The sequence below is a fragment of the Falsiroseomonas frigidaquae genome, assembly GCF_012163145.1.
GTDB classification, from domain to species: domain Bacteria; phylum Pseudomonadota; class Alphaproteobacteria; order Acetobacterales; family Acetobacteraceae; genus Falsiroseomonas; species Falsiroseomonas frigidaquae.
In genome coordinates, this window is the sequence record NZ_JAAVTX010000002.1 from 728,160 (window position 1) to 749,439 (window position 21,280).

At 71.4% G+C, this 21,280-nt stretch carries 23 protein-coding genes; 11 read left to right on the forward strand and 12 right to left on the reverse strand.

The window, feature by feature from the left end:
* Nucleotides 1-179 precede the first annotated feature (179 nt).
* Nucleotides 180-2,288 (forward strand): YjbH domain-containing protein, encoded by a 2,109-nt coding sequence (locus HB662_RS07850; RefSeq protein WP_168048907.1) that lies wholly within the window; start codon nt 180-182, stop codon nt 2,286-2,288.
* Nucleotides 2,289-2,292: 4 nt separating this feature from the next.
* Here the strand turns inward: HB662_RS07850 and ccmI are convergent, their stop codons facing one another.
* From ccmI to HB662_RS07885, 7 genes are all read right to left on the reverse strand, one after another.
* Nucleotides 2,293-3,090 (reverse strand): c-type cytochrome biogenesis protein CcmI, encoded by a 798-nt coding sequence (gene ccmI, locus HB662_RS07855; RefSeq protein ID WP_168048909.1) that lies wholly within the window; start codon nt 3,088-3,090, stop codon nt 2,293-2,295.
* The gene (locus HB662_RS07860; RefSeq protein WP_168048911.1) at nt 3,087-3,554 is read right to left on the reverse strand and encodes a cytochrome c-type biogenesis protein; all 468 of its coding nucleotides are present in this window, start codon (nt 3,552-3,554) and stop codon (nt 3,087-3,089) included. Before HB662_RS07860 ends, ccmI begins: the two co-directional genes overlap by 4 nt.
* Nucleotides 3,555-3,726: 172 nt before the next feature.
* On the reverse strand, nt 3,727-4,290 hold the full coding sequence (locus HB662_RS07865; RefSeq protein WP_168048913.1) for a DsbE family thiol:disulfide interchange protein: 564 nt from the start codon (nt 4,288-4,290) through the stop codon (nt 3,727-3,729).
* Nucleotides 4,287-6,266 (reverse strand): heme lyase CcmF/NrfE family subunit, encoded by a 1,980-nt coding sequence (locus tag HB662_RS07870; protein ID WP_168048916.1) that lies wholly within the window; start codon nt 6,264-6,266, stop codon nt 4,287-4,289. The genes HB662_RS07865 and HB662_RS07870 overlap by 4 nt, the downstream gene beginning before the upstream one ends.
* Nucleotides 6,263-6,796 carry a cytochrome c maturation protein CcmE gene (ccmE, locus tag HB662_RS07875; protein ID WP_168048918.1) on the reverse strand — a complete coding sequence of 178 codons (534 nt, stop codon included), beginning with the start codon at nt 6,794-6,796 and terminating at the stop codon, nt 6,263-6,265. Before ccmE ends, HB662_RS07870 begins: the two co-directional genes overlap by 4 nt.
* Nucleotides 6,793-6,939 carry a heme exporter protein CcmD gene (gene ccmD, locus HB662_RS07880; RefSeq protein WP_168048920.1) on the reverse strand — a complete coding sequence of 49 codons (147 nt, stop codon included), beginning with the start codon at nt 6,937-6,939 and terminating at the stop codon, nt 6,793-6,795. Before ccmD ends, ccmE begins: the two co-directional genes overlap by 4 nt.
* Before the next feature lie 3 nt (nt 6,940-6,942).
* Nucleotides 6,943-7,740 carry a heme ABC transporter permease gene (locus tag HB662_RS07885; RefSeq protein WP_168048922.1) on the reverse strand — a complete coding sequence of 266 codons (798 nt, stop codon included), beginning with the start codon at nt 7,738-7,740 and terminating at the stop codon, nt 6,943-6,945.
* Nucleotides 7,741-7,880: 140 nt separating this feature from the next.
* On the opposite strand from HB662_RS07885, the gene HB662_RS07890 reads away from it, so the two are divergent.
* The 5 genes from HB662_RS07890 (at nt 7,881) to HB662_RS07910 (ending at nt 10,662) form a co-directional block, all read left to right on the forward strand.
* Nucleotides 7,881-8,171 (forward strand): YciI family protein, encoded by a 291-nt coding sequence (locus HB662_RS07890; protein WP_168048924.1) that lies wholly within the window; start codon nt 7,881-7,883, stop codon nt 8,169-8,171.
* Nucleotides 8,171-8,608, forward strand: coding sequence for an EVE domain-containing protein (locus HB662_RS07895; protein WP_168048926.1), 438 nt, complete (start codon nt 8,171-8,173; stop codon nt 8,606-8,608). The genes HB662_RS07890 and HB662_RS07895 overlap by 1 nt, the downstream gene beginning before the upstream one ends.
* Nucleotides 8,609-8,612: 4 nt before the next feature.
* Nucleotides 8,613-9,098, forward strand: a complete 486-nt coding sequence (locus HB662_RS07900; protein ID WP_168048928.1) for a GFA family protein — start codon at nt 8,613-8,615, stop codon at nt 9,096-9,098.
* The gene (locus HB662_RS07905; RefSeq protein WP_168048930.1) at nt 9,098-9,460 is read left to right on the forward strand and encodes a Rieske (2Fe-2S) protein; all 363 of its coding nucleotides are present in this window, start codon (nt 9,098-9,100) and stop codon (nt 9,458-9,460) included. Before HB662_RS07900 ends, HB662_RS07905 begins: the two co-directional genes overlap by 1 nt.
* A gap of 197 nt (nt 9,461-9,657) precedes the next feature.
* The gene (locus tag HB662_RS07910; RefSeq protein WP_168048932.1) at nt 9,658-10,662 is read left to right on the forward strand and encodes a Bug family tripartite tricarboxylate transporter substrate binding protein; all 1,005 of its coding nucleotides are present in this window, start codon (nt 9,658-9,660) and stop codon (nt 10,660-10,662) included.
* Here the strand turns inward: HB662_RS07910 and HB662_RS07915 are convergent.
* A complete protein-coding gene (locus HB662_RS07915) occupies nt 10,646-11,374 on the reverse strand; it encodes a class I SAM-dependent methyltransferase (RefSeq protein ID WP_209443153.1) in 729 nt (242 codons plus the stop codon). The two genes, HB662_RS07910 and HB662_RS07915, sit on opposite strands and share 17 nt — an antisense overlap.
* 140 nt (nt 11,375-11,514) lie before the next feature.
* Between HB662_RS07915 and acs the strand changes: the two genes are divergently transcribed.
* Nucleotides 11,515-13,458: an acetate--CoA ligase gene (gene acs / locus HB662_RS07920; RefSeq protein WP_168048936.1), complete on the forward strand. Its 1,944-nt coding sequence runs from the start codon at nt 11,515-11,517 to the stop codon at nt 13,456-13,458.
* Between the two features lie 28 nt (nt 13,459-13,486).
* Here the strand turns inward: acs and HB662_RS07925 are convergent, their stop codons facing one another.
* Nucleotides 13,487-14,227, reverse strand: a complete 741-nt coding sequence (locus HB662_RS07925) for an EAL domain-containing protein (RefSeq protein WP_168048938.1) — start codon at nt 14,225-14,227, stop codon at nt 13,487-13,489.
* Between the two features lie 146 nt (nt 14,228-14,373).
* On the opposite strand from HB662_RS07925, the gene HB662_RS07930 reads away from it, so the two are divergent.
* On the forward strand, nt 14,374-15,543 hold the full coding sequence (locus tag HB662_RS07930; protein WP_168048940.1) for an MFS transporter: 1,170 nt from the start codon (nt 14,374-14,376) through the stop codon (nt 15,541-15,543).
* A gap of 260 nt (nt 15,544-15,803) precedes the next feature.
* Here the strand turns inward: HB662_RS07930 and HB662_RS07935 are convergent, their stop codons facing one another.
* Nucleotides 15,804-16,091, reverse strand: a complete 288-nt coding sequence (locus HB662_RS07935; protein ID WP_245185489.1) for a DUF1674 domain-containing protein — start codon at nt 16,089-16,091, stop codon at nt 15,804-15,806.
* 115 nt (nt 16,092-16,206) lie between these two features.
* Here HB662_RS07935 and htpX point away from each other — a divergent pair, with 115 nt between their 5' ends.
* On the forward strand, nt 16,207-17,169 hold the full coding sequence (gene htpX / locus HB662_RS07940) for a zinc metalloprotease HtpX (protein ID WP_168048942.1): 963 nt from the start codon (nt 16,207-16,209) through the stop codon (nt 17,167-17,169).
* Between the two features lie 117 nt (nt 17,170-17,286).
* Nucleotides 17,287-17,589, forward strand: a complete 303-nt coding sequence (locus HB662_RS07945; RefSeq protein ID WP_168048944.1) for a hypothetical protein — start codon at nt 17,287-17,289, stop codon at nt 17,587-17,589.
* Here HB662_RS07945 and HB662_RS07950 read toward each other — a convergent pair whose 3' ends face one another.
* Both HB662_RS07950 and HB662_RS07955 read right to left on the reverse strand, forming a co-directional pair.
* Entirely contained in the window at nt 17,590-18,195 is a 606-nt protein-coding gene (locus HB662_RS07950; protein ID WP_168048946.1) for a DedA family protein, read from the reverse strand.
* Nucleotides 18,192-19,886 carry an ArnT family glycosyltransferase gene (locus tag HB662_RS07955; RefSeq protein WP_168048948.1) on the reverse strand — a complete coding sequence of 565 codons (1,695 nt, stop codon included), beginning with the start codon at nt 19,884-19,886 and terminating at the stop codon, nt 18,192-18,194. The genes HB662_RS07950 and HB662_RS07955 overlap by 4 nt, the downstream gene beginning before the upstream one ends.
* Before the next feature lie 48 nt (nt 19,887-19,934).
* On the opposite strand from HB662_RS07955, the gene HB662_RS07960 reads away from it, so the two are divergent.
* Nucleotides 19,935-21,272: an RsmB/NOP family class I SAM-dependent RNA methyltransferase gene (locus HB662_RS07960; RefSeq protein ID WP_168048950.1), complete on the forward strand. Its 1,338-nt coding sequence runs from the start codon at nt 19,935-19,937 to the stop codon at nt 21,270-21,272.
* The last annotated feature ends 8 nt before the right edge of the window (nt 21,273-21,280 follow it).

Genomic DNA, 21,280 nt, shown 5'->3' on the forward strand with positions numbered 1-21,280 from the left:
GGGGCTTTGCCCCCCTGCACCCCCCACCAGGAGGCAGTGGCCTCCTGGACCACAGGACCTTTGAGCAGGACGGGAGAGGGGGCCGGAGCGCCCGCCGGTCCAGCGCGACCGCGAGCCCCCTCTCCCGTCCTGCTCATGAATCAAGGGGTTCCAAGGGTCCATTGACCCTTGGCAGGGGGGTGCAGGGGGGACAGCGTCCCTCCTGCAAATCACGCCGCGCCGCCCTCGCCCTCACGCTGTTCCTGCCCGCTACCGCCGTGGCGCAGGAGGTGCCGGGGACGGGGTCCAGCTATGGCGGCGTTGGACTGATCGAGATGCGGAATGCGCGGTTCCGGCCGGATGGGGTGGTGGAGGCCGGGTCGTCCCTGCGGCATCAGCGGCGCTTTCACTTCCTGAACTGGCAGGCCCTGCCGTGGCTGGAGACGAGTTTCCGGCTGGCGGAGCGGCTTGATGGGACGAGTGGCGCGGGGATGACCACGGACCGGTCCTTCGATGTGAAGCTGCGGCTATTGACGGAGTCGGATTGGGTGCCGGCGGTGGCTGTGGGGCTGCAGGATTTCATCGGCACCGGGCTGTATTCCGGCGAGTATGTCGTGGCGTCCAAGCGCTTCGGGAATTGGGATGCGACGCTGGGCATCGGCTGGGGACGGCTGGGCACCGGGGATGATCTCGGCAATCCGCTGACCAGCCTGTCGCCGCGTTTCGAGGATCGGCCGCGGGATGTGGGAGAGGGTGGCTCGATCAACACCTTCCCCTTCTTCCGGGGCGAGCAGGCGGCGGTGTTCGGCGGGCTGGAGTATTCGCTGCCGGAGCTTTGGACCCCGTTCGGCGGCATCGAGGGCCTGCGCGCCAAGGTCGAGTATTCGGGCGATGCGCTGCGCGATGAGCGTGGCGGCTGGCCGGCGCGGACCACGGGGTTGCGCGGCGAGGCGCGGAGCCGGCTGAATTACGGGCTGCACTGGTCGAATGGCTGGCTGGATGCCGGGCTGGACTGGGTGCATGGCACGGATTTGCTGTTTCGGCTGTCCGCCCGCTTCGACCCCGACCGGGTGCCGGAGCGGGCGGCGCTGCCGGCGCTCGGCGCGCGCCCTGTTTCGCCCCCGGCACCCGAGGCTGCGATGCGGGAGGCCTTGCGCCGGGCCGGCTTTCGCCCGGTGGCGGTGGAGATCGCGGGCGCCGAGGCGCGGATTGCTGTGGCGGGCGGCCGCCAACGCCGGCTGGCGGGGGCTGCGGGACGGGTTCTGCGCGCGGTGCAGCCGCATCTGCCACGGGGGTTCGAGAGGCTGCGCCTGTCCTGGCGCCAGGCGGGGGTGGAGGTGGCCCGCCTGACCCTGCCGCGCCGCGCGATGGAGGCGGCGAGCCGTGGCGATGGCAGTGCGGAGGAGCTGTTCTTCGCCAGCACGCTGGAGCCGGCCGGCGCCGATCGCTTCGGGCTGATGGGCGGCGGGTCCGGCTTCGCCTGGGGCGCGGAGCCGCGGCTTTCGGTGCTGCTCGGCGATCCGTCCCGCACGCTGCGCTGGCAGGCCGCGGCCGTGCTGGGGGCGCGCTGGGAGATCGGGCAGGGATTCGCCGTGGCCGGCAGCCTCTCCCGCGCCCTGGCCGGTAACCTGGCGGGCGCGCCGCCCTCGGACAGCCTGCTGCCGCGCGTGCGCAGCGAAGCCGCGCGCTATGCGCGGGAGGGGGAGACGGCGATCCCGGCACTGTATGGCGAAGGCATCTGGGGGCTGGGGCCGGATCTCTTCGGCCGCGTCACCGCGGGTTATCTGGAGCCGATGTTCGCGGGCGTGTCCGCGGAGGTGCTGTGGCGGCCGCATGACCGGCCCTGGGCGCTCGGCGTGGATGTCGCGCAGGTGGCGCAGCGGGATTACGACCAGCAGCTCGGCGTGCTCGGCTATCATGTGACCACCGGGCATGTCTCAGCCTATGCCGACCTGCCCTGGCACAATCTGCAGGGCGTGGTCCGGGCCGGGCGATACCTGGCCGGGGATTGGGGGGCGACGGTCGAGCTCTCGCGCCGCTTCGCCAGCGGCATCGAGATCGGCGGCTTCGCCACGCTGACCGACGTGCCCTTCAGCCAGTTCGGCGAGGGCAGCTTCGACCGTGGCATCTTCATCCGCATCCCGCTCGACCTGTTCGGCATCGAGACCCGCGCGGTGGCGCCGGTGGTGGTGCGCGGCGTGACGCGCGATGGCGGCGCCAGGCTCGCCGTGGACAACCCGCTATGGGAGGTGACGCGGGAAGGGCGGAGCCAGGCGCTGCAGGACGGGTTTCGCGACTTTTTGCGCTGACCTCTCAGGGCAAGGTCTGCAACTGCCGCTCCACCACCGGGCGCCAGGGTGCTTCCGGCGGCGCCTCGGCCAGCAACGATTGCCAGATGCGGCGGGCGTTCTCGGCGCGACCGGCGCGCGCCTCCGCCAGGCCGGACAGGAAGCGCAGCCGCGGTTCCTGCGGGGAGGACCCGAGCGCGCGGGCGATCAGCGCGCTGGCGGCTTCGGTCTCGCCGCGCTCGATCTCCAGCTCCGCCAGGTCACCGGCCAGTTCCGGGTCGAAGCGTGCGGCCAGCGCGGCGCGGTAGGCGGTCGCGGCCTCTGCCATGCGGCCACGGGACCGTTCGGCATTGCCGAGCAGGATGCGACCCTGGCGGCCCATCTCGCTGGCGGGGTCCAGCGTGCCGACGCGGGCGCGGAGCGTCTCCAGCATCCGGTCCTCCGCTTCCGCCAGGCGCTGGCGTTCCGCGAAGGGCACCGCGGGCATGTCCGGCGTGCCGCGCACCAGATACAGGCCGAGCGCCGCGGCGGGCAGCAGGAACAGCAGGGCAGCGAGCAGCGCCGGGGTGCGGCCTTGCGTGCCGATATCGGCCGCGTCGCCCGGCGCGGCCAGGATGCGGCGCTGCACTTCCAGCCGCGCCGCCTGGTGCTGCGCGGCATCGAGCCGCCCGGTCTCCAACTCCCGGTCCAGCTCCGCCAGCTGGGCCTGGTACAAGGCGAGATCCGCCTCCGCCCGGCCGCGCAGGCGCGCGGGGCGCATCAGCATCCAGCCCAACGGCGCCAAAGCGAGCACCGTGAGGCCGCCGAGCAGAAGCCAGATCACGCCTTGGTTCCGTCCTTGAGCTTGAGCGCGGCCTCGATCTCCGCCAGGCGGCGCTGTTCCTCCGCACTCAGCGGCGCGGGGGGTGCGATGCCGGCGGTGCCGCGGCGGGCCAGCAGGATCAGGCCGAAGCCTACCAGCAGCGCGACCAGCGGCGTGGCCCAGAGGATCAGCGTGTTCCAGGCAAAGGGCGGGCGCAGCAGCACGAAATCGCCGTAGCGGGCGTGCAGGAAGTCCTTCACCTGCGCGTCGCTGTCGCCGGCCGAGATGCGTTCGCGCACCAGCAGCCGCAGGTCACGGGCCAGGCCGACCTCGCTGTCCTCGATCGACTGGTTCTGGCAGACCATGCAGCGGATTTCGCGGCCCAGCGTGCGGGCGCGTTCCTCCTGCGCCGCATCGGGCAGCATGTCGGCGGGGCTGGTGACGGCGAGGGCCGGGCCGGCCAGCAGCAAAAGAAGGAACGCCATGCGGCCCGCAAAGCGGGCCGAACGCGCGAAAGCGCGCCGCGCCCAGACCAACCGTGCGGCCGGGCATGCCAGTCCAGGGCGCGCAGGCAAGGCGGCGGAGCCGCCGCCCGCCGTCTGAGGGTTTGAATCAGGCAAGGCGGCGGAGCCGCCGCCCGCCGTCTGAGGGCATGACTTAAGCATGACGACGGAGGAGAATGCGGAGGTCCTGTTCCAGCACTTCGTCGGTGATCGGCCCGGCATAGCGCCAGCGGATGATGCCCTGGGAATCCAGCAGGTAGCTTTCCGGTACGCCATAGACGCCCCAGTCGATGGCGACGCGGCCGGGCACATCCTGCGCCAGGCGGTGGAACGGGTTGCCGTGGCGGCGGATGAACTGGAGGCTGTCGGGCGCCTTGTCCTTGTAGGCGATGCCGAAGACCGGCACGCCCTCGCGCGACAGCTTCATCAGCTGCGGGTGTTCGATGATGCAGGGCACGCACCAGCTCGCCCAGAAATTCACCAGAACCGGCCGGCCCAGGCCGCGCAGATCCTCGGCGCCGAAGGCCTCGACGCCCGACTCCGGCAGCGGCGGCAGGCTGAAGGCCGGCGGGGCCTGGCCGAGCAGGGCGGAGGGCACGCCGCGCGGGTTGTAGGCGCCGGAACGCTGGCGCTGCAGCGCGGTGTAGAAGCCGACGCCCCCCGCCGCGGCGATGGCGAAGGGCGCGGCCAGCAGCAAGCGGCGGCTGGTCGGTGTCATGCGCGCGCCGCCCCGGTGGCGCGGATCGCCGCGCGGTTGGGGGCGGAGACGCGCACCCGCCGGTCGGCCAGCGACAGGCCGCCGCCGAGGGCCATGATGGCGGCGCCGAGCCAGATCCAGGGCGCCAGCAGGTTGTAGTGCAGGCGGATCACGGCGCGGCCGGTCGCGGCCTCCTCCTCCCCGATCACGGCGTAGAGGTCGGCGATGAGGTTGGTGTGGATGGCGACCTCGGTGGTGTTCTGGCGGGCGAGCGGGAAGAAGCGGCGGGCGGGGGTCATCACCCGCACCTCCGCCCCGTCGCGCAGCAGGGTGATGTGGGCGCGGCGGGCGGTCCAGTTCGGGCCCACCTCGTCCCGGACGCTGTCGAGCCGCCATTCATAGCCGGCGAGCGTGGTGGATTCGCCCGGAGCCAGCGAGACCAGCCGTTCCTGCGCCAGCCCCATGCCGGCGATCCCGGCGGCGGTGATGCCGATGCCGGCATGGGCAATGGCCGCGCCCCAGGCCGCGCGCGGCAGGCCCTTCGCCCGGCTGAAGGCATTTCTCAAATTGGTCCGGAACAGCGCGGTGCGGTCGGCGATATCGGCAAAGGCGGCGCCGATGACCCATGCGGCGAAGGCGAAGCCCACCGCCGGCAAGACCTTCTGGCCCGAGGCCAGCAGCGCCAGGAAGAAGACGCCGAAGGCGATCACCGCCACCCACCACAGCTTCATCACGATTGGAAAAAACTGCGCGCGCTTCCAGGGCATCAGCGGCCCCGCCGCCATGGCCAGCAGCAGCGGCACCACCAGCGGGAAGCTGGCCGAGTTGAAGAAGGGCGGCCCGACCGAGACCTTGGTGCCGAACAGCGCATCCGCGAACAGCGGCCACAGCGTGCCGACGAACACCACCGCGGTGATGGAGCAGATCAGCAGGTTGTTCAGCACGATCGCGCCCTCGCGGGACACCGGCGCGAAGATCCCGGTGGGGATCATGGCGCGTGCGCGGAAGGCGAAAAGCAGGAAGGCGCCGGCCAGGTAGAACATCAGCAGGCCGAGGATGAACAGCCCGCGCTCCGGGTCATTGGCGAAGGAATGCACCGAGTTCAGCACGCCCGAGCGCACCAGGAAGGTGCCGAGCAGGGACATGCCGAAGGCGATGATCGCCAGCAGGATGGTCCAGGTCTTCAGCGCCTCCCGCTTCTCCACCACGATGGCGGAATGCAGCAGGGCGGTACCGATCAGCCAAGGCAGCAGGGAGGCGTTCTCGACCGGGTCCCAGAACCAGTAGCCGCCCCAGCCGAGCTCGTAATAGGCCCACCAGGACCCCAGCGCGATGCCGAGCGTCAGGAAGGACCAGGCGGCCAGCGACCAGGGCCGCACCCAGCGGCCCCAGGCGGCATCGACGCGGCCCTCGATCAGGGCGGCGATGGCGAAGGCGAAGGTGACGGCGTAGCCGACATAGCCGAGGTAGAGCAGCGGTGGATGCATCGCCAGCCCGATATCCTGCAGGATCGGGTTCAGCCCCTGCCCATCCGGCGCCGGCGGCCACACCCGCTCGAAGGGGTTCGAGGTGCGGATGGTGAAGGCGAGGAAGCCGACCGAGATCAGGCCGAGCACGCCGAGCACGCGGGCGCGGAGCGCGGTGGGAAGCTCGCGCCCGAAGGCGGAAACCGCCGCGCCGCAAATTCCCAAAATCATGATCCAGAGGAGGAGGGAGCCCTCGTGGTTTCCCCAGGTGCCGGTGATCTTGTACAGCATCGGCTTGGCCGAATGGCTGTTCTGCACGACGTTCACCACCGTCGTGTCGTTGATCGCATAGGAATACATCAGGCAGCCGAAGGCGGTGGCGATCGCCAGGCACTGGCCGAGCGCCAGGGGCGCGCCGGTGGCCATCATCCGCCCGTTCCGCATCTCCGCCCCCAGCAGCGGCAGGATCGCCTGTGCCAGCGCCAGGATCAGGCCCAGCGCCAGCGCGAAATGACCGAGCTCGGCGATCATGTGCCGCTGCCGCCCGTGCGGGTGGGTTGCCCCGCCGCTGGCTGCAGCGTGTTCCAGGTGGCGGCCGGCGGTGGCGTGCCCTGTTCGGGCTGCCAATGGCCGGCGCGCTTCAGCGCATCCGCGACCTCGGGGGGCATGTAGGTCTCATCGTGGCGGGCCAGCACCTCGGTCGCGCGGAACATGCCATCCAGCCCGAAGCGACCGGCGGTGACCACGCCCTGGCCCTCCCGGAACAGGTCCGGCAGCACGCCCTGGTAGGTGACGGGGATGGTGTTGGCGCCATCCGTCACGCGGAAGCGGATGGTCGGGCGATCTCCCGCCGCGGCCTGCTCCCGCTCCACGCTGCCGGCCTCGACCAGCCCGCCGAGGCGGAAGGACCGTTCCGGCGCCGGGCGCTCCGCCACGATGTCGGAGGGGGAACGGAAGAAGACGATATTGTCCTGGAAGGCGGTGAGGGTCAGCGCGGTGGCGCTGCCCACGCCGATGGCACACAGCAGCAGGATCCAGAGGCGCCGGCGCTTGCGGGTCATGTCTCTCTCTCACCCCGGGGATCGAGGCGCTTCAGTTTCGCCACCGCCTGGCGCTGCCGCAGCACCGCGGCCAGTGCCATGCCGCCGAAGACAGCCAGCGTACCGGCCCAGGATAGCGTGATGTGAATCCAGTGGCTTGTCATGGATCAACCCGCCTGCGCGTTCATATCGGCGCGGCGGGCACGGGCCGTTTCCAGCGCGCGGATGCGGCGTTCCATCACCGCGGAGCGGGTTCGGGCCAGCACCACGGCGCCGAACAGCAGCGAAAACCCCAGGGCGCAGACCAGCAGCGGATACAGCATGTCCACATGCATCCCCGGCGCATCCAGCCGGGTGACGCTGGCCGGCTGGTGCAGGGTATTCCACCAATCGACGGAGAATTTCACGATCGGCAGGTTCACCAGCCCGACCAGGGCCAGGATGGCGCCCGCGCGCGCCCCCCGATCGGCCTCGTCGAAGGCGCGCACCAGCGCGGCATGGCCGAGCCACAGGAAGAACAGCACCAGCACGCTGGTCAGCCGCGCATCCCAGACCCACCAGGTGCCCCACATCGGCTTGCCCCATAGGCTGCCGGTGGCCAGGCAGAGCGCGGTGACGGCGGCGCCGACCGGCGACAGTTCCCGCGCCGCCAGGTCCGCCAGCGGGTGCCGCCAGATCAGCGACATGATGGAAAGGATGCCGAGGCCGAAATAGCCGCCCATGGCGAGCCAGGCCATCGGCACATGGACATACATGATCCGCACCGTCTCGCCCTGCTGCCAATCGGCCGGGGCGAAGCCCAGCGCCCAGGCGGTGCCCCAGGCGGTGACGCCGAGCGCCAGCGCCCAGAGCCAGGGCATGAGCCGCCCGGTCATCCGCAGGAAGCGCCCCGGATTGGCAAAGCGATGCAGGGACCGCGCGCCCGCTGGCGGGGCGGCGATGGGCTGGCCCGGTTCGCGGGGCATGAGGGGTCTGGCGTCCACGCCCCTAGAGTAAGGGTGCTTCGCGCCGGATTGAAGCCGTTGCCCGGGGGCGTTAGGTCTGTTTATTGCAACCGCTGCTTTCCAGCCCTGCCCATTTGAACCTGTCCCGCCGGGAGACGTCCATGCTGTTCGCCATCACCTGCACCGACAAGCCCAATTCCCTGGACCTCCGCATGGCCACGCGGCCGACGCATCTGGAATACCTGAAGTCCGAAATGGCGCGCTTCGTGGTGGTCGGGCCCGTGCTGGATGCCGAGGGCAAGCCCTGCGGCAGCCTGCTGGTGGTGGAAGCCGAGGACCAGGCGGCCGCGGAGGCCTTCGCCGCCGGCGACCCCTACGCCAAGGCCGGGCTGTTCGAGACGGTGCAGGTGCGGCCCTTCCGCATGGTCTTCAAGGACGGGGCGATGGTCTGATGCCATCCGCACGCCAGTACTGGCTGGTGAAGTCGGAGCCGGACGCATTTTCCTGGGACCAGCAGGTGGCGAACGGCATCGAGCCCTGGACCGGCGTGCGGAACCACATGGCCAAGGCCAACCTGAAGGCGATGAAGCAGGACGACCTGGCCTTCTTCTACCACTCCAATATCGGCAAGGAGATCGTGGGCGTGGTGGAGGTGGCGCGCGAGGCCTACCCCGACCCGTCCGTGGAGCCGGGCACCAAGGGGGAGTGGGTCTGCGTCGACATGAAGGCGGTGGGGCCGATGCCGAAGCCGGTGACGCTGGCCGAGATCAAGGCGGACCCGGATTTCACCGAACTCGCCTTGGTCCGGATGTCGCGGCTTTCGGTGATGCCGGTCTCGGCCGAGCATTGGAAGAAGCTCTGCAAACTGGGTGGCTGGAAAGGGAAGTAAGGCGATGCGGCTGGAAGGCTCGTGCCATTGCGGCAAGGTGGGATTCCGCTGCGAAAGCGCGCATCCCTACCCCTACCAGCGCTGCTACTGCTCGATCTGCCGCAAGACCCAGGGTGGCGGCGGCTATGCCATCAACATCTCCGCCGACGCGGCAACGCTGCGGGTGCGCGGCGCGAAGCACCTGAAGGTCTACAACGCGCGGCTGCGGGAGCCTGGCCAGCGCACGCGCAAAAGCCCCGGCCAGCGCCATTTCTGCGGCGAATGCGGCAGCGCGCTGTGGCTGTTCGACCCGCGCTGGCCCGAATTGCTGCACCCCTTCGCCTCCGCCATCGACACGAAGCTGCCGGTGCCGCCGGAACACACCCACCTGATGCTCGGCTCCAAGGCGAGTTGGGTGGAGCCCTGCTTCGCCGATGGCGACCGGCGCCACCGCGAATACCCGAAGGAAAGCATCGCCGAATGGCATGCACGGCTGGGACTGGAGAAATGATGAGCGAGGTGGCGGCCGATGAACGGGTGCTGTGCCGGCTGGAGGACATCCCCGATGGCGAAAGCCGCGGCTTCAACCCGGCGCCGGGCGCCTTCACCGGCCTGTTCGCGATCCGCCGCGGGGCGCAGGTCTTCGTCTATGTGAATTCCTGCCCGCATATCGGCCTGCCACTGGACCCGGCGCCGCATCGCTTCCTGGATGCCAAGCGCAGCGCCATCATCTGCTCCGCCCATGGCGCGCGGTTCCGGATCGAGGATGGGGAATGCACCTCCGGCCCCTGCTACGGGGAAAGCCTGGAATCGGTGCCGGCGCGGGTGGATGCGGATGGGCGCGTGATCGTGCCGGCCGGCGCGGGGCTGTAGCCGACTTCACGGACCGAGGGCGACGAATCCGGCGCCGCGCTGCCGGCAAGGCGCGCAGCTTTTGCGCGGGCGCGCGTCAGGGAGAAAATTCGTCTTTCGTTTGACCGCTCCGGACGGTTTGGAGAAAATATCTTCCAAGAACAGCCGGATTTTGCGCCCGACAGCGTCGGCGCGATCCGCAGCCCCCGGAGATTGTCATGCCCCTTCCCACGTCGCAGCGGTTCCGCCGCCGCCTGCTGCTGCAGACCCTGGCCGCCGCCGGCAGCCTGCCTCTCCTCGCGCCCCAGGCCCGCGCCGCCGCCTATCCGGACCGGCCAATCCGTCTGGTGGTGCCCTGGCCGCCGGGCGGCGCGGTGGGGGTGCTGGCGCGCATCCTGCAGCCGGCGCTGGCGGCGGAGCTGGGCCAGCCCATCGTCGTCGAGAATATCGGCGGCGCCGCCGGACGGGTCGGCGGGCAGGCCGCGGCGCGGGCCGCGGCGGATGGCCACACCATCCTGCTGGCGAACGACACCTTCGCCGCGACCGAGGCGCTGCCGGTGGACGGCGCCCCGGCGCTGCGCCGGGCCTTCGTGCCGATCACCCAGGTGATCACCGCCGCGCAGGCGATCTTCACCCATCCGAAATCGGGCCTCGCCAGCATCCAGGATTTCGCCGCCGCCGCCCGTGCGCGGCCGGGGGCGCTGAATGTCGGCGTGCCGGGCATCGGCGCCTCGCAGCACCTGACCAGCGAATTGCTGCTGCGCGCGGCGGGCGGGCTGCGGGTGGAGCATGTGCCCTATCGCGGCGGCGGCCCGGTGGTGCAGGACCTGCTGGCCGGCATCCTCGATGCCGCCGTGCTGACCTTCAGCGCCGGCCTGCCGCATGCGCAATCCGGCCTGCTGGTGCCGCTCGCCGTCACCGGCGCGGAGCGGCCCGCAAGCCTGCCATCGGTGCCGACGGCGGCGGAGACCATCGCGCCCGGCTTCGTGCAGGACACCTGGATCGGGCTGTTCGCCCCCGCCGGCACGCCCGCCCCCATCCAGGCGCGGCTGCACCAGGCGATCCTGGCCGCGCTGGCCGATGCGACGGTGCGGGAAAGGCTGGCCGAGCTGGGCTTCGCGCCCTCCGGCCTCGGCCCGGCGGAATTCGCCGCGCAGTTCGACGGCACCATCGACACCTTCGCCGCCATCGCGCGGGAGCGGGGGATCACGGCGCAGAGCTGACCAGGTCAGGCTTGCGCCACTCCATGATGTGGAAATAGGGCACGCGGCGGTAGCGCGCCGCCGCGTGCGGGTCGCCGCCCTCGCGCGGCGCCGGTTCATCGAAATGGGTCAGCACCAGACCCTGGCCCAGCAGCAGGGCCATGTAGCGGCTCATCGGCCGGTGCCAGTTGCGGATGCGGATGCCGCGCCAGCCAACCCACTCGGCGCGCTCCTCCAGGTAGTGGTCGATGGCGAAATGCGCGGCATCGCCGTGCCGCACCCAGCCATCCGGCAGCCCCGCGGTGAAGAAGGGGTTCAGGTTGGCGATCAGCAGGCGGCCGCCAGGGGCCAGCACGCGGGACATTTCCGCGATGGCGGCGGGCAGATCCGGGATGTCGATCAGGCTGAGATAGCTCACCACCAGGTCGCAGGCGCCATCCGGCAGGGGCAGCGCCTCCGCCCGCGCCGCGCGGTAGTCGCCCTCCGGATCGCGGCGCCTGGCTTCCTCCAGCAGCGGCTCGGTCGGGTCGATGCCGATGGTGGCGATGCCGCGGGCGCGCAGCATGCGGCAGAACCGACCCTCGCCGCAGCCGACATCCAGCGCCAGGCGCGCCGGTGCCAGATCCACCCGTGCCAGCATCGGCGCATCCAGCACGAAGCGGCGGCCGTAATCGCCAGCTTCGCCCTGGCACGCGATCCAGGACGCGGCCGAGTCGCGCCAGCCATCCTCCATCCCCATCGCTCCTGCCGCCCGTCCTCGTGCCGGTTGACGCAGCACAACGCCGCGTGCCCCATTCGCCCTGTATGAACCGGCCAATAGGCCGGAACGAGATGCGCCGGTAAGACCCGGCGTAGAGACCTGGGGGACGCCCGATGACCGAAACCACCCTGATCGCCGTGAAGCCCGGCATCGCCGCGCGCGCCCATGTGGACGCGGCCGGCTACAAGGCGATGTACGCGGAAGCCGCCGCCAACCCGGACGCCTTCTGGGCGAAGGAGGCGCAGCGCATAGCCTGGATGCAGGCGCCGACGGTCATCAAGAACACGGATTTCGGCGGCGAATCAGGAAAGGTTTCGATCAAGTGGTTCGAGGATGGCGTGCTCAACGCCTCCGTCTCCTGCCTCGACCGGCACCTGGCGACGCGTGGCGACCAGGTGGCGATCATCTGGGAGGGCGACGACCCGGCCAGCGACGCCAAGGTGACCTACCGGGAGCTGCATGCCCGCGTCTGCCAGCTGGCCAACGCCATGCGCGGCATGGGCGTGCAGAAGGGCGACCGGGTCTGCATCTACCTGCCGATGATCGTCGAGGCCGCGGTCGCCATGCTGGCCTGCGCCCACATCGGCGCGGTGCATTCCATCGTCTTCGGCGGCTTTTCCCCGGACAGCCTGGCGTCCCGGATCCAGGATTCGGATTGCGTGATGCTGATCACGGCCGATGAGGGCCGCCGCGGCGGCCGCAAGGTGCCGCTGAAGGCCAATGCGGATGAGGCGCTGAAGACCTGCCCCTCGATCCGCCATGTCATCGTCGCGAAGAACACCGGCGGCGCGGTGCAGATGGCAGCCGGGCGCGACCATTGGTGGTCGGATGCCTGCGACAGCCAGCCGCAAACCGCGGAGCCGGAGAAGATGAACGCGGAGGACCCGCTGTTCATCCTCTACACCAGCGGCAGCACGGGCAAGCCGAAGGGCGTGCTGCACACCACCGGCGGCTACATGGTCTGGGCCAGCTTCACCCACCAGAACGTCTTCGACTATCGCGACGGCGAGATCTACTGGTGCACCGCCGATGTCGGCTGGGTGACCGGCCACACCTACATCGTCTACGGCCCGCTCGCGAATGGCGCGACCACGCTGATGTTCGAGGGCGTGCCGAACTACCCGACCGTGTCCCGGTTCTGGGAGGTGGTGGACAAGCACCAGGTCAACATTTTCTACACCGCCCCCACCGCCATCCGCGCCCTGATGCGGGATGGGGAAGCCCCGGTGAAGAAGACCAGCCGGGCCAGCCTGCGGATCCTGGGCAGCGTCGGCGAGCCGATCAATCCCGAGGCCTGGCTCTGGTACTACCGCGTGGTGGGCGATGAGCGCTGCCCGATCGTGGACACCTGGTGGCAGACGGAAACCGGCGGCATCCTGATCTCGCCGCTGCCCGGCGCCATCGCCCAGAAGCCCGGCTCCGCCACCCTGCCGCTGCCCGGCGTGAAGCCGGCGCTGGTGGACAATGACGGCAACCTCCTGGAGGGCGCGACCGAGGGGAACCTGGTGCTGCTGGATAGCTGGCCCGGCCAGATGCGGACGGTCTATGGCGACCATGACCGCTTCGTGCAGACCTATTTCTCCACCTTCAAGGGCACCTATTTCACCGGCGACGGCGCCCGCCGGGACGCGGATGGCTATTGGTGGATCACCGGCCGGGTGGACGACGTGATCAACGTCGCCGGCCACCGCATGGGCACGGCGGAGGTCGAATCCGCCCTCGTCGCCCACCCCAAGGTGGCGGAGGCCGCGGTGGTCGGCATGCCGCATGAGATCAAGGGCCAGGGCATCTACGCCTATGTCACCCTGAAGACCGGCGAGGAGCCGACCGAGGCGCTGCGGAAGGAGCTCATCGCCTGGGTCCGCAAGGAGATCGGCCCGATCGCCAGCCCCGACGCCATCCAATGGGCCCCGGGCCTGCCGAAGACCCGCTCCGGCAAGATCATGCGCCGCATCCTCCGCAAGATCGCGGCGAATGAGACGGATGCGCTGGGCGATACCTCGACGCTGGCCGACCCCGGCGTGGTGCAGGATCTGGTGGACAACCGGGTCGGCTAGGCCGCTTCCTGTCGCGGTTTCCGTGGCATCAGGCGATCTCGGCCGACCTGATGCCGAACGGCCGCGGCACCACCGGCACCGGCAGCGCCCGGAACCCCGGCCGGGCGAACAGGTAGCCCTGCATCGCCCGCACGCCGAGGCGACGCAGCGCGGCCAATTCGCCCGGCGTCTCGATGCCCTCCACCACCGGCGCCATGCCGAAGGCCTGCAGCTGTTCCAGCGTCGCCCGCACCCGCTCGAACCGCGCTTCGTCCTGGTCCAGGCCCATGATGACCTCCCGCGCGATCTTGGCGCCGTCCGGGCGCCACAGCATCAGCAGCGGGATGCGCGCATGGCCGGTGCCGACATCATCCAGCGCCACGCGGATGCCGCGCCGCTGCAGCGCCGTCAGGGCGTGGGCCAGCGCCTGCGGGTCCTCCACCGCCTCCATCTCGCTGATCTCGAACACCAGGCGATCTGCCGGGAAGCCCATCGCCTCGGCCTCCGCCACGGTGCGGCTGGCGCAGCAATCGGGCTGGCCGATGCAGCCGGGGAAGATGTTCAGGGTCAGCGCCGCGCCGGTGGCGGGCAGGCCGAGGCGCATCGCTTCCGCCACCGCCTCCCGCCGGATTTCCACATCCGCGGCGTAGCGCTCCTCCGGCAGGATGGCGCCGAGCACGCTGGCGGCGGGTTCACCCCCCGGACCGCGCACCAGCGCCTCCTGCGCCAGGGTCTGGCCGGTCTCGACATCGACAATGGGCTGGAAGGCGGTGGCAAAGCGCGGGGTCACGGGCGGATCATCCAGGAAAAGATAAATTAGTCATGAATTTCTACACCACGCCACGGGCTTGTTGAAAGCGTAACCGCTCGTCGCCCATCAGGGTTGCAGAGCGCGCGGTTGCGAAAGGGGCCGGTTTGCCCGCAGCATCAGTCCCGATGGCCGAACCTTTCGATAGGCGGCAGACCCGCCGCCTGATTCTCGTCCTCGGCCTGGCCTGCCTCGCCTCCAACCTGGCCACCCGCGCCTACGACCCGCTGGTGGGCGTGCTGGCGCAGGATTTCATGGCGAGCCCCGCCACCATCGCGCTGCTGTCCACTGCCTTCGCCCTGCCCTATGCGCTGGTGCAGCCGGTGCTCGGGCCGCTGGGCGATGCGGCGGGCAAGCGCCGGATCATCCGGCTGTGCCTGATCGCCCTGGCCGTGGCACTGGCCGCCGCCGCCATGGCGCCGGATCTCGGCACCCTCACCGTGCTGCGCATCCTGGCCGGCGCGGCGGCAGGCGGCATCTTCCCGCTCGCCATCGCCGCCATTGGCGACCACGTGCCGATGGAGCGCCGGCAGGTGGCGCTGTCGCGGCTGCTGGTGGCGGGGCTGACCGGCTCGGCCGGTGGCGCCCTGCTTTCCGCGGCGCTGGAGCCCTGGATCGGCTGGCGCGGTGTCACCCTGGTCTGCGCCACCGCGGCGCTGGCGGCGCTGCCCATGCTGCGCTCGCCGCCCGGCAAGCCGGAGCTGCGCGGGCCGAAGCTCAACCTCGGCGAGTCGCTGCGGCGCTACCGCCAGATCATCAGCCTGCCGGCGGCCCGCGTGCTGTATGCCGCGGTGTTCCTGGAAGGCATGCTGATCTTCGGCATCTTCCCCTTCATCGCACCCCTGCTGGCGGAACGCGCCCTGGGCGGCGTGGCGGAGGCCGGCTTCGCGGTCGCCGCCTTCGGCATCGGCGGCTTCGTCTTCGCGGCCCTCGCCGGGCTGATGCTGCGCCGGATCGGCCAGTCCCGCATGGTGCTGCTGGGCGGCCTGCTGGCGGCGCTGGGCCTGGCGGCACAGGCCTTCGCGCCGCATGCGGCGGTGCTGGTGGCCGGCTGCCTGGTGCTCGGCCTCGGCTTCTACATGATGCACAGCTCCATCCAGACCCGGGTGACGGAGGTGGCGCCGATGGCGCGCGGCAGCGCGGTGGCGCTGCACGCCTTCAGCTTCTTCCTCGGCCAGTCGCTGGGCCCCGCCGCCATGGGCGCCGGGCGGGCGACGATCGGCCCGGAGGCGGCGATGGTGATCGCCGGGCTGGGGTTGCTCGGGCTGGGCTTCTGGCTGTCCCGCCGCGGGCGATAGGGTCCGGAGGACAAAGGGTGGCGCGTGTTCCGGTTCGCGATTCGCCCCTGCCCTGGAACGCAGGGTGAATCGTGCGCCGCGCCTGCGGCAGACGCACGTTTCGAATCAAGCCACTGGTCCGAGTCGCGGGAACGAATCGCTGACTCGCGCAATTCGTTCCCCGGCCACAAGATCTGGGGGCCGCCCGGCCAGCGGGCCACAAGCGCGTTCCCCGAGTCGCAGCCGAGTCGCGGCCCGAGTCGCGGAACACGCCGTGACGCCTAGAAGTCGGTGACGCGGCCCTTCTGTTCCCAGTCGCCATAGCGCGTCGGCTCCGGCCCCTTCGGCCCGCCGATCTCCGGCGGCAGCGCCAGCCGGATCGGCTTCTCCGTCGGCGGGTCGCCGGCCGGCGGGGGCGGCGTCTCGCCCGGGATCGGGATGCCGTCGGGCGGCGGCTCGACCGGCGCCGGCGGCACCTCCGGCACCGGCATCCCGGGCGGCGCGGTCGGCGGCTCCGGCGGCGGCAGGGGTACCTGCTGGGCGGAGAGAGGAAGATTGGCGGGCGGCATGGGCCGTCCCTCGTGATTCGCGTTGGTCATATCCCACATGTAGGTCGTCCCCTGCCGGCTGCGGAGTGCCAACGCGCCAGAGCCCCAGGGTTTAGCGCGGAGGAGTGGAGGCGAGATGAGCGGCTATCTGCGGACGGCGATCCTGCTGGCGGGCCTGACCGCCCTGTTCGTCGGCGTCGGCTTCATGATCGGCGGTCAGCAGGGCATGGTGATCGCCTTCCTGGTCGCCTGCGGCATGAATGTCTTCGCCTGGTGGAACAGCGACCGGATGCTGCTGCGCATGCACAACGCGCAGCCGATCGGCCCGAATGACGCGCCGCGCCTGTACCAGATGACCCAGCGCCTGGCCGCCAATGCCGGCCTGCCCATGCCGGCGCTGTACGTGATCCATGAGGACCAGCCCAACGCCTTCGCCACCGGCCGCAGCCCGGAACGGGCGGCGGTGGCGCTGAACACCGGCCTGCTGGACCTGATGCCGGAGCGTGAGGTGGCAGGCGTGATCGCGCATGAACTCGCCCACATCAAGAACCACGACACGCTGATCATGACCATGACGGCGACCATCGCAGGTGCCATCGGCATGCTGGCGCAGTTCGGCTTCCTGTTCGGCCGGGGCGACAACCGCCAGAACCCCTTCGGGATGATCGGCACCATCCTGATGATCGTCCTCGCGCCGCTCGCCGCCATGGTGGTGCAGATGGCGATCAGCCGGTCACGCGAATATGAGGCGGACCGGATCGGCGCTGAAATCGCCGGCGACGCGGAAGGCCTGGCCTCCGCCCTGCTGCATCTGGAGGGCTACAAGGCCGGCCGGGTGAACCAGTCGGCGGAGGCCAATCCCGCCACCGCGCATATGTTCATCATCAACCCGCTATCGGGCCTTCGCATGGACGGGCTGTTCTCCACCCATCCGAAGACGGAAAACCGCGTCGCCGCGCTGCGGGCGCTGGCCGGCCGGATGGGTCCGCCCGCGGCCCCCGCGCGACCCGTGGTTGCCACGAAAGCCACATCGGGCCGCCCCGGCCCCTGGTCCAGCGCGCCCCGTGGCACCCCACCGCGCCGCAATCCCTGGGGCTGAACCGGAGGCTGGCATGACCGCCGCAACCCTCGGCCGCCGCCTTGCGTTGGTTGGAACCTCTCCCTGGCTGGAGGTTCCGCCATGTCGCCGCCCGTCTTCTGGCGAAGGATGCCCCGGTTGATCCGCTTCGTGCTGATCCATGGCGCCACCGGCTTCGGCATCGCCGCGCTGGCCCTGGCGGGGCTGCTGCTGGCCGATCCGGGCGATGCGCGCTTCCTGCTGCTGCGATCCGCCGGGCATTGGTGGCCGGCGGCGCTGCTCTGGGTGTTCCTGGGCCTGACCTTCGGCGCGGTGCAGATCGGCATCGGCACCGCCCTGCTGGCCTCGCCGGACCCGCCGCCGCCGCGCGGCCGCCCGCGGCCGGTGCTGCAACCCTTGCTGGCGCCGATCCCGGTCCCGGTGCGGGAGCGCCGCCGCTGATCAGGAGCGGCGGCGGACCCGGGTTGTCCAGATGTGCCAGACATAGGTGGCGATGAAGCCGCCGATGACGACATAGGCCAGCGGCTCCAGCCAGCCCTCGATCCGGTCGTACTGGTCTTCCATCAGGTAGCCGGCGAAGGTCAGGAAGGTGATCCAGACGGCGCTGCCGAGCAGGGTCCACAGATAGAAAACCGCGCGCGGAATGCGGATCAGCCCGGCGGGAATGGAGATGACGGTGCGGATGCCCGGCAGCAGCCGGCCGAAGGACAGGGCGAAGGGGCCGTATTTCCGCAGCGTCGCCTCCGCCTTCAGCAGATCCTCCTCCCCCACCGCGAACCAGCGGCCATAGCGACCGACCAGCGGCCGGATGCGGTCGGCGCCGATGGCCCGTGACAGCTCGTACCAGAAGACATTGCCCAGCAGCGTGCCGACCACGCCGGCGATCAGCGCCAGCACCAGCGACATCTGCCCGCGCGCGGCGGCGAAGCCGGCCAGCGGCATGATCACCTCCGAGGGGATCGGCGGGAACAGATTCTCCAGGAACATCAGCGCCAGCACGCCCGGCCAGCCGCCGGCAGCCACGATGCCCGTCACCCATTCGATCATCGGTCGGTCCCATACAGCGTGATGGCGACCCGGCGGCCGCGGGAATAGTTGAAGCCGGAAACGGTGCCGCGCTCGGTGACGGCCAGGGCGCGGGCGGCGGCCTCGGCCCGGAACGGCGCCTGCTGCCGATCCGCCACGGCCACCAGCCGCCCCGGCTCACCGGCCAGGAACTCCGCCGCCGCGGCACCGTCCCGCAGCAGCCGGATCTCGCCGCCAAGCGCGAACAGCAGCGACGGCTCATGGTAGCCGACCACGCCGAAGCGTTCATCCGGCAGGCCGGGTGCGGCCTGCCGCACCGCCTCGGCGAGGCGCGGCGAGATCCACGGCGCCTCCAGCCGCGGCAGCACGAGCCCCAGCGCCACCGCCTGCAGCGGCACCGCCAGCAGCACGGCGAGCAGCGCGGCGCGGGCCGGCGCACCCTCCCGCAGCATCCGCAGCAAGCCCCAGGCGAAGATCGCGGCGGCCGGCAGGCCGAGCAGCGAAAGCGGGTCCACCGCGCCATCCGCCAGCACCGGCAGCACCGCGGCGGCAAGGCCGAGCCCGGTGGCGGTGGCGATGGCGCCAACCGTGGCCAGAAGCGCCAGCCAGCGCGGCGGCGCCTGGCGCAGCGGGTCCAGCGCCCAGGCGGCGGCCAGCAGCATCAGGGCGGGATAGGTGGGCAGGACGTAGTGCGGCAGCTTGGTGGTCACCGCCTCGAACATCAGCCAGGCGGGCACCGCCCAGGCCAGCAGGAAGCGCGTGCCCGGCTGCAGCCGATCGGCCCAGACGCCCGGCGCCGCGCGCAGCACCAGGAAGGCGGCGGGGAAGGCGGCGATGCCGAAGCTCAGCAGGTAGTAGCCGGGCGGGCCCCAATGGTTCTCGTCGGCGCCACCGACCTTGCCCAGCATGTCGCCGCCCAGCGCCTCGGTCAGGAAGCGGCCCTCCGTGGCGATGGTGACGGCGATGAACCAGGGCGCGGCGGCCAGCACCATCAGCGGCACGCCCCAGCCCGGCCGCAGCACGCGCAGCCAGGGGGCCCCGGCCGTCCAGGCGCGATCGGCCATGGCGAGCGTCAGCGCGGCGAGGCCGGCCACCAGCGGCCCGATCGGCCCCTTCAGCAGGATCGACACGCCAAGCACCAGCCAGAAGCTGGCCGCCGCCCCGGCGCCGAAACCGTTCGGATGCACATAGGCACGCCCCATCAGCCCCATCGCCACCACGATGGTGCCGAGCAGCGCCGCATCCGTCTTGGCGATGTGGGTTTCCACCCCGAGCACGAAGCAGCCCGCCAGCATCGCCGCGCCAAGGAAGGCGGCCCGCCGCCCGACCAGCGCCCGGCCAAGCTGCGCCGTGGCCAGCACCGCCAGCAGCGCACCGGCGAGCGACGGGATGCGATAGGCCCAGATGTCGTTGCGATCGCCGAGGCGCAGCGCCTCCACCACCCGCACCGAACCGGCCTGCAGCCAGTGGATGCCGGCGGGCTTCTTGTTGCGCTCGACCTCGCCGAAGCGGATGCGGACCAGGTCGCCGGTCTCCACCATCTGGCGGCTGGCCTGGGCGAAGCGGCTTTCGTCGCGGTCGCCGGCCGGAATGCTGAAGAAGCCGGGCAGCCACAGCAGCAGGCACAGCAAGGCGAGCCAGGGAAGCGGGCGCCGCGTCTCCGGCAGCCGGTCGAGGAAATCCCGGCTGAGAAAGTTGCGGAGCGCCTGCATGCCCTGCGCCCTAGCATGGCGCGCTTCGGGCGGCCATAAACCCCCCTCATGCCCCCCACAAATCCCCCATCGGTCCCCCCATCCGGCCCTACCAGGCGGGTCACCGCCAAGCCCCCGAACGCCCGCGCCAGCCGTGGCGCGCCGCCGCCCGGCACGCGCTCCGCCGCGCTGCTGCTGCTGGCCGCCGTCTTCGACCGCCGCCGGCCGCTGGAGGAGGCGCTGGACCAGCTTCCGGCCGCGATCGAGCCACGCGACCGCGCCGCCGCGCATCGCCTGGCGGCCGCCGTGCTGCGCCATGCCGGCAGCCTGGATGCGGTGCTCGAACCCCATCTGCGCCGCGAACCGCCGCCGGTGGTGCGCGCCGCGCTGCGGATGGGGGCGGCGGAGTTGCTGCTGCTCGGCACCCCCGCCCATGCCGCTGTCGCCGCCACCGTCGCCGTGGTGCCGCGCCCCTTCGCCGGGCTGGTCAATGCGGTGCTGCGGAAGGTCGCGACCGAGGGCGCCGAGATCTACGAATCCCTTGACCGGGAAAGGCTGGATACGCCGCCCTGGCTCTGGTCCGCCTGGCATGCCGCCTATGGCGCGGGGGGCGTGCGCTCCATCGCCCGGGCACACCAGCAGGCCGCGCCGCTGGACCTGACGCTGGCCCCCGGCGCCACCCCGCCGGAAGGCGCGACCCTGCTGCCCACCGGGTCCTGGCGCCTGCCCGAGGGCACCCGCGTGACCGACCTGCCCGGCCTGGCGGAAGGCCAGTTCTGGGTGCAGGACGCCGCCGCCGCCCTGCCGGCGCGGCTGCTGGCGGTGCGGCCGGGTGAGCGTGTGGCGGATCTATGTGCTGCCCCCGGCGGCAAGACCGCGCAGCTCGCCACCGCCGGGGGCATCGTCACAGCCGTGGAGCGCGACCCCAAGCGGGCGGCGCGGCTACGCGAGAACCTGGCCCGCCTGAAGCTGGACGTGACGGTGGTGGAAGCCGATGCGGCGCATTGGATGCCGGACGAGGCGAATTTCGACGCCGTGCTGCTGGATGCCCCCTGCTCCGCCACCGGCATCATCCGCCGCCACCCCGACATCCCCCACCTGAAGCGCCCGAAGGACGTGGTGGCGCTGGTCGAGGCGCAGGCAAGGCTGCTGGCCCAGGCGGCGAAGCTGCTGCGCCCCGGTGGCAGGCTGGTGCTCGCCACCTGTTCGCTGCAACCGGAGGAGGGGGAGGCGCATCTGGCCCGCGCCGCAGCCCTCGGCCTGGTGCCGGACCCGATCGCCCCGATCGAGCTGCCGGGGCTGCGCACCGCGCTGGTGCGCGGGGGCACGCTGCGGACCCGGCCCGACATGTGGGCCGAACAGGGCGGCCTGGATGGCTTCTTCGCCGCCCGCTTCCGGCGCGCCTGAACCAATCC